Source organism: Agreia sp. (assembly GCF_964263775.1).
Lineage (GTDB): Bacteria > Actinomycetota > Actinomycetes > Actinomycetales > Microbacteriaceae > Agreia.
This window is the reverse complement of the sequence record NZ_CAXVWM010000040.1, coordinates 1-9,756: the sequence shown is the minus strand read 5'-3', so window position 1 is coordinate 9,756 and position 9,756 is coordinate 1. Positions and strand designations below refer to the sequence as shown.

Below are 9,756 nucleotides of genomic sequence, written 5' to 3'. Positions count from 1 at the left end.
GACCGCGATGCTCTGCGGCTGGTCGAATCCGTCGAGTTTCATCGACGCGTTCAGTGACGTTCTCGGACAGACGCCGGGCCGCTACCAGGCCGAGCTGCGCCGAGCCGCTCACTGACCCGACGCGTCTCACGCCGTGAATCGAGCCGCAGAAATTCTGGCGACTTCTCGGTAACAGCCGTCTGCTTACCGGTTGGCCGTCGACGGTCGCCTCCGCACACTGGCATTACGCGCCCTTTCCAGCGGGCTCCAGAACAGAGAGAACTTCACTATGAGCGAATCGAATCAGCGCACTCGCGTGATCATCATCGGCGCCGGCGTCGCCGGCCTCACGTTGGGCAACCTGCTGCTGCGCAACGGAGTCGACTGCGTGGTGCTGGAGAAGCACACCCGCGAGTACGCAGACCAGCGTCAGCGCGGCGGAACCGTGGACACCTTCGGCGTCCGGATGTTCCAGCAATGGGGGCTGGGCGAGGTCGTGACGAGCGACGACAGCCCAGACGTCACTTCGTGGAGTATGTACATCGACGGAGAGCAGATCCCGTTCGACTTCGACGACGACGACGACGATCGTCAGGAGGCGGTCTTCATCCCCCAGCAGGTGCTGGTGCGCAACCTGCACGACGCGTTCCTCCGCAACGGCGGAGACCTGCGCTACGGTTCCGAGGTGCTCCCGCTGACCGGCCTCGAAGGCACAACACCGGTCGTGCAATACCGCGACGCCGCCGGGACCACGCACACTCTGACGAGCGATCTGATCGCCGGATGCGACGGATTCCACGGCATCAGCAGGGCGAGCGTCCCCCAGGATGCGCTCACATGCTACTCACGCGAGTACGGCTACGCATGGCTCACGATGCTCGCCGATGTGGCCTCGACATCGCTGGACACCGCCGTGCACGAGCGCGGCTACGCCGCGTCGATCCCTCGCGGTACTCGAGCCAGCCGTCTCTACCTGCAGGTTCCGCTGCACGACCGGCTCGAATCCTGGACCGATGACCGGATCTGGGGCGAGATCGATACCCGATTCGGCAAGACCATGACGCGGGGAGCGATCCTCGACAAGCGCATCGTGCCCCTCCGCAGCGTCGTCTACGACCCGATGAACTATGGCCCGCTCTACCTGCTCGGCGACGCCGCGCACATCGTTCCCCCGATGAGCGCCAAGGGCATCCATCTCGCCCTCCACGACGCGCAACTCTTCGCGCGGGCCGTCCTTCGCTCGGTCACCGAGAACGACCCCACGGCACTCGAGTCGTATTCCGAAGCCGCGCTCGAACACATCTGGATCTACCAGACCTTCGCCGCGTGGACCACCGACGTCAACCACGATGCCGGCGACCCGAGCTACGCGGGCGATTTCCGCAAGCAGATTGCCCGCGCCGAGTTGCGACGCCTGGCCACCTCGCCCACGGCCAACCGGCTCTACGGCGAATTCATCGCGGGAGTGAACTGATCTCTCACGACGTAGCGCCCCTGCTACTCGGTACCATGACGGGTAGCTGCAGCACTCGCCTCACGACAGGGAGCACCTCATGGCATCCACCTCGGTCGACCAGATCATCGCCGCCTTCGGCGGCTGGCGCGGCGACACGCTATCGCGCATCCGGGGCCTGATTCTCGAGGCCGAGCCCGACGTCGTCGAAGAGACCAAGTGGCACAAACCCTCGAATCCGCTCGGGGTCGCGACCTGGAGTCTCGGCGGGCTCATCTGCACCGGCGAGACCTACAAAGACAAGGTCAAGTTCACGTTTCCGAAGGGTTCGGTGCTGCCCGATCCCAAGGGGCTGCTCGCGGTGGGCGCAGGCGTGCGGCGGGCCATCGACATCCGCGAGGGCGACACGCTGGATGCGGATGCGTTCCGTGCCTTGATCCGCGCGGCGGTCGCGCTCAACGCGGCCCCGAAAAGCCTGAAGAAGTGAGGCGGAGTATCGGGTGAGTTTCGTCGAGAGGTACTCGTGGCTGCCCCCTTCGCGGTCGATGCCCGTTGACTCGTCGCGAATCCATGGCTGGGCCGCTGCGCGGTCTTGGAGTCGTACTCGACCCAAGACCGGGGGCCCGGCACCTTCGCCGGTTCCAGCATTTCGACCGTGCCGAGGAGGCCTCATGAACTATCCCACTCGCATTGATGATGAAGCGCCAATCGTGGTTCGAAAGCAGCAGGATATCGACGCCCCACTCGCTCGAGTGTGGGCTTTGCACACCGATCCTGCGAGCTATCCCCGCTGGCAGACCTCGATCGTCGAGTCCACAATGGAAGGTGCATTTGCCCCCGGGGGTTCCTTCACCTGGACGAGTTACGGCTTCACCGTCACGTCAGAGATCTACTCTGTCGAGAATCAGAAGCGCACCTTGTGGGGCGGCACCGGCGACGGTATCACCGGTATCCACGAATGGAGTTTCCGTGCGCACGGATCCGGAACACGGGTGACGACCGCAGAATCGTGGTCGGGCCCCGCGGTCGAGAGCGCACGCGATGAGATGGATGCCGCGCTAGACGCATCCCTTGACGCGTGGCTGAGCAAACTGAAGGCTGCCGCGGAGGCATAACGATCGCCGCCGGCCGGATGCAGACGTGTGTCGGGCCTTGATCTGCGCGGCGGTCGCGCTCAACTCAACCCCGCGTCAACGTTGAGCAGCTCAAGTGCCTGCGCGAGAGCGGCGCGCTGCCCCTCCTCGAGGGGGGAGAAAAGGTCTTCGAGCACGTTCTCGGCGAGGCGGTGCCCCCGCTGCAGCGCGTCGCGGCCGGCTGGGGTGAGCGCGTGCTCGATGCGGCGCCCGTACCCTGCGGCGCGCGAGATGAAACCCCGGTCGACGAGCCGGTTGGCCAGCGTGCCGAACGCCTGGTCGCTCTGAAACGTCGCGACGGCAAGGTCGTGACCGGATGCGCCGGGCGTCCGCTCTATGGCCCTCAACGCGTCCCATTGCACCAGGGTTACCCCGACTTCACGCAGGGCGGCATCCATCGTGCGGTGGTTTCTGTACTGGGCCCGCTTGATGGCCAGGCCCATGAGTTCCAGATTCGTCGTCACGGTGCTACTGTATCAACATTAGTAAATAAACATATTGAGATAGGCGCAGAATGACTCCCTCCCTCCCCGAAGACCTGGCCGTGCTCGAGGCCGGCGACCCGAACGCCCGCACCGCGCTGGTGCTGCACGGCGGCGGCGGTTTGCAGACCGTCGCGCCGATCGTCGACCACCTCGCCCCGACCATGCACGTCTTGGCCCCGACCCACCCGGGCTGGAACGGTACCCGCCGACCCGACGACATCGCATCCGTCGCCGACCTCGCGGCCGCCTATCTGACCCGCCTGCTCGACGACGGCCAACACGATGTCGTCGTAGTCGGGTCGTCGATCGGCGGGTGGATCGCGCTCGAAATGGCGATCCAGGCCGCGGCGACAGACCGTTATTCGGGCCTCATCGGCGCCGTGATCGACATCGACGGCGTCGGCGCCGTCATCGAAAACGAGCCGATTCTCGACTTCTTCGCGCTCGACGCCCGCCAGGTCGCCGAGGCCGCCTGGCACGACCCGAACCGCGGATACAGGGACCCGGCCGGCTTCACCGACGAACAACGCGCCATCCAGCTGTCCAACGGCGAGACCATGGCGGTAATCGCAGGCAAGGGCATGAGCGACCCAACCCTCCTCGGCCGGCTCGGCACGATCACCGTTCCGACACTCGTCGTCTTCGGCGAGAGCGACCGCCTCGTCACCCCCGCGTACGGCCGCGCCGTCGCCGGCGCCATTTCCGGAGCCGATTTCGCCGTCGTTGCCGCTGCCGGACACTTGCCGCACCTCGAAGAGCCGGAGGCCACCTGGGACATCATCGACCCGTTCCTCAACCTCGCTCGATAACAGCGTGCGTCCCCGGGCGACGAGGTCTACTTTGTATTCATGACGAAGTATCTGATCTCATTTCCGAGCGCGGCGATGGCGCAGCTGACCGACGAGCAACTCGTCGCAGCGTCTATGGACACCCGCCGAATCGTCGAGGAGGCGAAAGCGGCCGGCGTCTGGTTCTTCGGCGGAGCCATCGACGACAGCCTGCCTCCGGAGTCGGTCGGCATCGACGGCACCGTGACGAGCGGTGACGACGCGCCGGTTCGGCAGCTCGACGGCGGTTTCACGCTGCTCGAGTTGCCCTCGATCGATGAGGCACGCGACTGGGCGGCGAAGTTTGCTGCCGCGTGCCAGTGCGCGCAAGAGGTGCGCGCCTTTCACTACGATCCCGCCAGCTGACGGCACGCTCTCGAGCCGCAGCTCGAGAACACAACAGTGGCCCGCCTCAGCCGCGGCGAACCTGCTTGAGGCAGCGGTAGACCGTCGCTCAGCAAGTAGACGACCGTGCTGCTCGCCGACATCGCCGACTTCGCTGTGGTGAACGAGGCCTACGCCGAGGTGTTCGACGGAGCGGTGCTGCCGGCGAGAGCCGCCTATCAGGTCGCCGCCCTGCCGAAGGGTGCCCGCGTCGAGATCGAGCTCATCGCCGCGCTGTAGCGGGTTGGCGTGGCGAATGCCGTTGCACGTGGTCTATTGAGCGTGCGTGGCGTTCTGTTGCCGCAGCCAGCTCAGGATCGCGTCATTGAGTTCGGCCGGTTTCTCCTGCTGGATCCAGTGCCCGCAGTCGAGGTCGACGACCTTCACGTTCGGAACGAAGTCTGCAAGAGTCTCGGATTTCTGGATCACATCTCGGTCGCCGTAGATCATGAGCGCGGGCTGATGAATGATCGGGTCGACGTCGGCCAACAGGCGCCAGTTGCGGTCGAGGTTCGGCGCGAAAACGCGTCGGGCCCAGGTGGAAGGAACTACCGCGCCTGGAACTCTTTCTGTATCTCAGGCGGGAGCTCGTCCAGATTCGGTTCGGGCAGCGGTGTTACGTCCGCCGGGCCTCTCGCCATCAGCAACAGCCTGTCCCGCCCTGACGCCTGCTTTCATCGCCACCACACACCCTCAATTGGCGTTTCAACTACCACTGCGATGCGTCGACAGCTTCGCCAACCAGACGGGGCTGCCGACGCACCCTGCCCTATGTTGTGGACCGGCAGGTGATGCTGGTTAGAGTGCCTGGCTGAACAGGTCCAGAGGCGGTCCAGTTGCATCTGCTTGTTCCTGTCGTGCGCACGTGAGTCAGGACTCCACCGTTTGCTGCGGCGTTCGTCGAGACCACGCTTCCGTTTGCACTACTGAGTGTTTGTATGTTCAGAATTCCAACGAACGGGGCCGTCGCACCCCAGGATGTTGATCCACCAATCAAGCTTCGATTCGGGCTGTCGAGGTACCAAACAGAAAAGGAGTCATCTCCGGATTTGTATGTCACCGTGGCTGCGTTGGCCGCTGCTGCACCTCCTGCCAAGGCCAGCGGAACGGCAAGCGACCAAGCAAGCAGGACACCCAGTGAGCGCCGCTTCATTACTTACCTCGCAGCGTGTTTGAGAGGACGACTACAGGAAAGGAGCCTCCCGAACCTCGATTCGCAGAGGACTCGTCGTCAACCGCAGGGTCTCCGAGAATCAGGTTAGGAGACGAGGAGCCGTCGAGAGTAGTTATGATCGGCGTCTCGTCGACCGCGACGTCCGGAACCAGGTATGCCTCAACAGAAGTATCCGGCGAGCCGGTCATGACCGAGATTCCTTGTGAGTTGAACTGGTCTGGCGTTGAGCAGCTGACGGAGCCCAGTCCCTCAATCTGAGCGACTGAAACGATAAGGCAGACCTGACCCGTGTAGTCGAGCGCGACCCAAACGGTACCTGTCGAGTTTTCGCCAAGAAGGTGCGTCGTCGCGGGGTTGATGTTGCCATCCTGCTGGGCTTGTTCCATCCCCGCGGGAAGGGTATCGACTGGCGACTGTGCGGCTGTCAGCACGGAGAGGTCGATGGGTGTGTGGGACACCGCCAATGGCAGTTCAACTCCCTTGCTTTCGATTGTCGCCGCATTTGCGGCGACCGTGGCTCCCGCACCGATAAGTGCTGCCGTCGCCAGGACGGCACCCGCGAGGACATGGTTTCTGGTTGGTGACTTCATTGTCGTGACTCCTTGGTTCAGTAGTTCTGCTGGCAGCGGATGTTGTTGGCGCCGGGATGGTCCACGTCAGGGTTTGGGTCCTGCAGCCAGAAGCACGTGGACACACTGTTGAACGACGGATGCGTGAGCACCTGCCCTCCCGTACCGTGTGCCTCATATGCAGGAGGGTTCACACCAGCCGCGGAGCGGGCCTGGATGTAGTTGATTCCTACGGAGAGGTTGATAGCGCCCCCGCCGGAAGAGACTCGTTGCGCTGACGTGTGAGTCGACCCCGGCGACGAGCTCCCGCTAAAATATGTATTCGTGGCCGCCTGCGCTGCCGCCGCTCCGCCGAAGACAGCGGCCGCTATGCAGGCGGTCGCTGCGACCGTCCGCAATACGCGCCTCTTGGGCATATTCATCATCGAACTCCCTTGTTAGGGGGCCGAGACTACGCGGTATGTTCTCCGTGGCGTGGGACTCGATGTGTCAGCCTGATCCTTGTTTCGGCACACGCTTAAGTGCTAGGGCCCGACCTCGTTTCACGGACGGCTGGGGTGGCCAAGGACCCCGAGGAAGAGCGCCGTCAGGCCCCGGAAAAATCGTTAGTCGACTGCGACGCTGACGTTCTCGCCTATGGATTTGTAGCCGTCGTTGTCGACAGGGCTGTTAGTGAGCACGGCATTCGGCAGGCCATCGAAGCCCACCTCGATGGGAAGAGCCGATGAGCATCCGCTGGCCCAAGCTTTATCAGACTGGTACATGAAAAAGCAGACGTCGTCTTTGTTTGACGAGCTCTGTCCGACGTAATAATTAACTCCATCATGCTCCTGGATCAGACGAATCGAGGACTCAGTGACCACTCCAGCGTCCGTAAGGACGCTGGGAAGCGCGTCTGTCGACTCTTGCGCCCGCGCCATCACCTCAAGCCCGTATGGCGCTGTTGCTGCGCAGCCACCCATCAAGAGTAAGGCGGAGGTGATGATGGAGGCTTGGACGAAACGATGCACTCTCATGTGCTCATCGTGTCACACCGTCGGAGAAATACATCTCCAATCAAAAAGCGCAGAAGTCGCTATCTTGTTCGCTGAATTGATTTTTCACGGTCACTGCGAACCCACCTGTTGCGACGGCACAAATGTGGGGTCAAGTTCCAGAAAGGTTCGGTACAGAGCTGAGAATCCTATAGAAGCGGCCGACCAATCGTGACGAGCCGAACCGTCAGGGGTGTCCCCTAGGTACAGCTCATCCGTTATCCCTGGATTAGACTGATGACGTACGGCCAGGCCTTCAACGAGCGAAGACGCGAGAGTCGCGAAAAGTCGGAACCCGCCGTCAAACTCAGTCCTGAGACGAAACCCAAGAAGATTCGCAATCTCTTCGTAGAATCCAGCCATTTCATCAATGAACCGACTGTTTCCGGCGAGCAACGCGGATTCAAGTCGTTGACGTTTCGACTTCGGCATTGCAGTCAGAAGAGTCGCCGAAATCGAAAGGTACGACTGCCAAGCAACCGAATCGAGGGTAGAGAAATAGTTGTTCTCCAAAGTTGTCCGAATGATTTCAGACATCAGCATTTCTCGACCCACCTGTGTGGTTTGCCATTGCTGATGCGATGATGCGACCGCCAGGGCTGTACTCATCGCGTCGGAGTCCGTCAGGTTGCCGGCGCCGAAGAGCGCAACTTCGACGAGGAGATCCTCGATAAACGCTGATTTCGAACCCCAATGACGGACGGCGGAACTTCGGGACACACCGGCCGCTTCTATGACGTCTTCAAGTCGCAGGTCACCGAAACCGACGCTCAGCCCGCGCATCCGGACTTGGTTCATAGCGACGTCGAGCATGCGTCTTTGCGTTTCATCCAATGCCGCGTTGCTATGCATCAGCTCGTTCATCTGGACCGCAGTTCAGGAGGCATTCGCGAGACCCTTCGTAGAAAGGTATACATGCAACGACGAGGGGGAGCAAGTTGGTTTCGAGAATCAAACGTCCGCGCGCGATGCGTTTATCGACGTGAGTCGACTCGGCGCTCGAGGGATGCGCCCTCGACGTCGATGTTCGGAAGAATTCGGCCGAGCCACCTCGGCAGCCACCAGGCTGCGGTGCCGAGCAGGTGCATCGCCGCGGGCACGAGGAGCATGCGCACGACGAACGCGTCGACGAGCACCCCGAACGCCAGCCCGAACCCGATCGGCCGGATCGTCGACGAGTCGGAGAACACGAAGCCGGCGAAGACGGAGATCATGATGATCGCCGCGGCCGTGACGACCGGGCGGCCCACCGCCAACCCGCGCCGCACGGCAACCCGAGCAGGAGCCCCCTGCGCGTAGGCCTCCCGCATGCCGGAGACCAGGAACAGCTGGTAGTCCATGGCAAGGCCGAACAGAATGCCGATCTCGAGCACCGGCAGAAAGCTCAGGATGGGCGCGGGGTCGTGCACGCCGAAGACGGCGCCGAGCCAGCCCAGCTGGTAGATCGCGGTGAGCCCGCCGAACGTGGCCACGAGCGAGAGCACGAACCCTGCCGTCGCGATCACGGGAATGAGGATGGAGCGGAAGACCATGATCAGGATGATCAGCGACAGGCCGATCACGACGCCCAGGTAGATCGGCAAGACCTGCCCGAGCTTCTCGGAGATGTCGATCTGCGCACTCGCGTTGCCCGCGACGCCCAATGTGACCGCGCCCTCGCTGGTGTCGAGGGGACGACAGGGCTCCGAGCAGCGCGACGGCCAGGCCGACCAGAGCGCTGACCAGGGGAAGCGCGGCTCCGAGCGCCGTGCCGAGCAGGGCGATCAGCACGACGGCTGCGACGATAATGCCGACGACCTCGCCCGGTCCGAACGGGTTCGGCACACCCTGCACGAGTTCGTTGGAGACAGTCACGTCGACGCCCATGATCTGTGCGCCGTCGGCTACGGCCACCGCGTTTTGCTTAACCGCGGGCGGCACGAGGAAGGCGTCGTCGGTGAACTGCACCGTCGCGAGCGCCGCCGCGCCGTCTTGGGCGACGAATCGGATGTTCGTCGACAGCTCGGCGATCGGCGACCTGGAATCGAGCTGCGTCTGGATGGTGAACGGGTTCGTGGCGGCCTTGACCCCCGAAAGCTCTCCGAGGTGAGTCAGCAGCGAGCCGACTTGAGCCTTCTGCGCGTCTGTGAACGGCATGTCGTCTGTCGTGGTGAATACGAGAGAACCACTTCCTCCGCTGATGTCGGGAAATTCGTCGGCGAGCTGCGCGGCCACCTTCTCGGTCGGAGTGCTGACCAGCCCGATGCCACACGGCTCGACACCATCAACCCCGTCGTCGTCGAAGCCGCCTCCAACCTGACGCGACGCCATTCGCGCGGCCCCCGGTCAGAACGAGCGGTCATCGTGGGTTACTGTATGTGAGAATCGTTCTCAATAACAGGAAGAGTGGCCATGGTGATCGACAATGTGCCCGAGGTCGTGGCCTCGATCAGGCGCGGTCGCCGACGCGGAGCCTTGACGATCGTCGGCCTTGCCTGCGCATCCCTCGCCGCCGCGCTGGTCGCGGTGAGCATCGGACCCGTTGCCATTCCGACCTCGACGGTCGTCGGCGTTCTCGCCGACGGACTCTTCTCGACAGGTCGAGGCGACTGGTCGGACTCCACGCAGCAGATCGTGTGGGCCACCCGGGCTCCGCGTGTGGCGATGGCCCTGGTCGCCGGAGCAGTGCTCGCCGTGTCGGGAGCGATGCTGCAGGCACTTGTGCGCAACAGCCTCGCC

At 63.2% G+C, this 9,756-nt stretch carries 12 protein-coding genes and 2 pseudogenes; 7 read left to right on the top strand and 7 right to left on the bottom strand.

Going from position 1 to position 9,756, the window contains the following annotated elements; translation table 11 throughout:
• Window positions 1-268 precede the first annotated feature (268 nt).
• From ACE5CZ_RS03595 to ACE5CZ_RS03585, 3 genes are all read left to right on the top strand, one after another.
• Complete coding sequence (locus ACE5CZ_RS03595) at window positions 269-1,453, top strand: 4-hydroxybenzoate 3-monooxygenase (protein WP_374945990.1); 1,185 nt, start codon at window positions 269-271, stop codon at window positions 1,451-1,453.
• Window positions 1,454-1,532: 79 nt separating this feature from the next.
• Window positions 1,533-1,919: a DUF1801 domain-containing protein gene (locus ACE5CZ_RS03590; RefSeq protein ID WP_374945989.1), complete on the top strand. Its 387-nt coding sequence runs from the start codon at window positions 1,533-1,535 to the stop codon at window positions 1,917-1,919.
• Window positions 1,920-2,103: 184 nt separating this feature from the next.
• Window positions 2,104-2,547, top strand: coding sequence for an SRPBCC family protein (locus ACE5CZ_RS03585; protein WP_374945988.1), 444 nt, complete (start codon window positions 2,104-2,106; stop codon window positions 2,545-2,547).
• 59 nt (window positions 2,548-2,606) lie between these two features.
• On the opposite strand, the gene ACE5CZ_RS03580 is transcribed toward ACE5CZ_RS03585, so the two are convergent.
• Window positions 2,607-3,029, bottom strand: a complete 423-nt coding sequence (locus tag ACE5CZ_RS03580; protein WP_374945987.1) for a MarR family winged helix-turn-helix transcriptional regulator — start codon at window positions 3,027-3,029, stop codon at window positions 2,607-2,609.
• Window positions 3,030-3,079: 50 nt separating this feature from the next.
• Between ACE5CZ_RS03580 and ACE5CZ_RS03575 the strand changes: the two genes are divergently transcribed.
• The 3 genes from ACE5CZ_RS03575 (at window position 3,080) to ACE5CZ_RS03565 (ending at window position 4,501) form a co-directional block, all read left to right on the top strand.
• On the top strand, window positions 3,080-3,859 hold the full coding sequence (locus tag ACE5CZ_RS03575; RefSeq protein WP_374945986.1) for an alpha/beta fold hydrolase: 780 nt from the start codon (window positions 3,080-3,082) through the stop codon (window positions 3,857-3,859).
• A gap of 39 nt (window positions 3,860-3,898) precedes the next feature.
• Window positions 3,899-4,243, top strand: coding sequence for a YciI family protein (locus tag ACE5CZ_RS03570; RefSeq protein WP_374945985.1), 345 nt, complete (start codon window positions 3,899-3,901; stop codon window positions 4,241-4,243).
• 105 nt (window positions 4,244-4,348) lie between these two features.
• Window positions 4,349-4,501 (top strand): Rid family hydrolase, encoded by a 153-nt coding sequence (locus tag ACE5CZ_RS03565; protein ID WP_374945984.1) that lies wholly within the window; start codon window positions 4,349-4,351, stop codon window positions 4,499-4,501.
• 33 nt (window positions 4,502-4,534) lie between these two features.
• On the opposite strand, the gene ACE5CZ_RS03560 is transcribed toward ACE5CZ_RS03565, so the two are convergent.
• The 6 genes and pseudogenes from ACE5CZ_RS03560 to ACE5CZ_RS03535 form a co-directional block, all read right to left on the bottom strand.
• Window positions 4,535-4,750, bottom strand: coding sequence for an alpha/beta fold hydrolase (locus ACE5CZ_RS03560; protein WP_374945983.1), 216 nt, complete (start codon window positions 4,748-4,750; stop codon window positions 4,535-4,537).
• 663 nt (window positions 4,751-5,413) lie between these two features.
• A complete protein-coding gene (locus tag ACE5CZ_RS03555; RefSeq protein ID WP_374945982.1) occupies window positions 5,414-6,025 on the bottom strand; it encodes a hypothetical protein in 612 nt (203 codons plus the stop codon).
• Between the two features lie 584 nt (window positions 6,026-6,609).
• Window positions 6,610-6,768, bottom strand: a complete 159-nt coding sequence (locus ACE5CZ_RS03550; protein WP_374945981.1) for a hypothetical protein — start codon at window positions 6,766-6,768, stop codon at window positions 6,610-6,612.
• Window positions 6,769-7,110: 342 nt separating this feature from the next.
• On the bottom strand, window positions 7,111-7,902 hold the full coding sequence (locus ACE5CZ_RS03545; protein WP_374945980.1) for a TetR/AcrR family transcriptional regulator: 792 nt from the start codon (window positions 7,900-7,902) through the stop codon (window positions 7,111-7,113).
• Window positions 7,903-8,012: 110 nt separating this feature from the next.
• Window positions 8,013-8,696 (bottom strand): annotated as a pseudogene (locus tag ACE5CZ_RS03540) (MMPL family transporter); the annotation flags it as partial.
• Between the two features lie 280 nt (window positions 8,697-8,976).
• A pseudogene (locus tag ACE5CZ_RS03535) lies at window positions 8,977-9,348 on the bottom strand (hypothetical protein); the annotation flags it as partial.
• An 81-nt stretch (window positions 9,349-9,429) separates the two neighbouring features.
• Here ACE5CZ_RS03535 and ACE5CZ_RS03530 point away from each other — a divergent pair.
• The coding region (locus ACE5CZ_RS03530) for an iron chelate uptake ABC transporter family permease subunit (protein ID WP_374945979.1) at window positions 9,430-9,756 on the top strand (327 nt) is incomplete at its 3' end.

Excerpts from the sequence above, each read along its gene's own strand:
- ACE5CZ_RS03595 (WP_374945990.1), top strand. The coding sequence starts at position 269 with ATGAGCGAATCGAATCAGCGCACTCGCGTGATCATCATCGGCGCCGGC.
- ACE5CZ_RS03590 (WP_374945989.1), top strand. The coding sequence starts at position 1,533 with ATGGCATCCACCTCGGTCGACCAGATCATCGCCGCCTTCGGCGGCTGG.
- ACE5CZ_RS03585 (WP_374945988.1), top strand. The coding sequence starts at position 2,104 with ATGAACTATCCCACTCGCATTGATGATGAAGCGCCAATCGTGGTTCGA.
- ACE5CZ_RS03575 (WP_374945986.1), top strand. The coding sequence starts at position 3,080 with ATGACTCCCTCCCTCCCCGAAGACCTGGCCGTGCTCGAGGCCGGCGAC.
- ACE5CZ_RS03570 (WP_374945985.1), top strand. The coding sequence starts at position 3,899 with ATGACGAAGTATCTGATCTCATTTCCGAGCGCGGCGATGGCGCAGCTG.
- ACE5CZ_RS03555 (WP_374945982.1), bottom strand. The coding sequence starts at position 6,025 with ATGAAGTCACCAACCAGAAACCATGTCCTCGCGGGTGCCGTCCTGGCG.
- ACE5CZ_RS03550 (WP_374945981.1), bottom strand. The coding sequence starts at position 6,768 with ATGTACCAGTCTGATAAAGCTTGGGCCAGCGGATGCTCATCGGCTCTT.
- ACE5CZ_RS03545 (WP_374945980.1), bottom strand. The coding sequence starts at position 7,902 with ATGAACGAGCTGATGCATAGCAACGCGGCATTGGATGAAACGCAAAGA.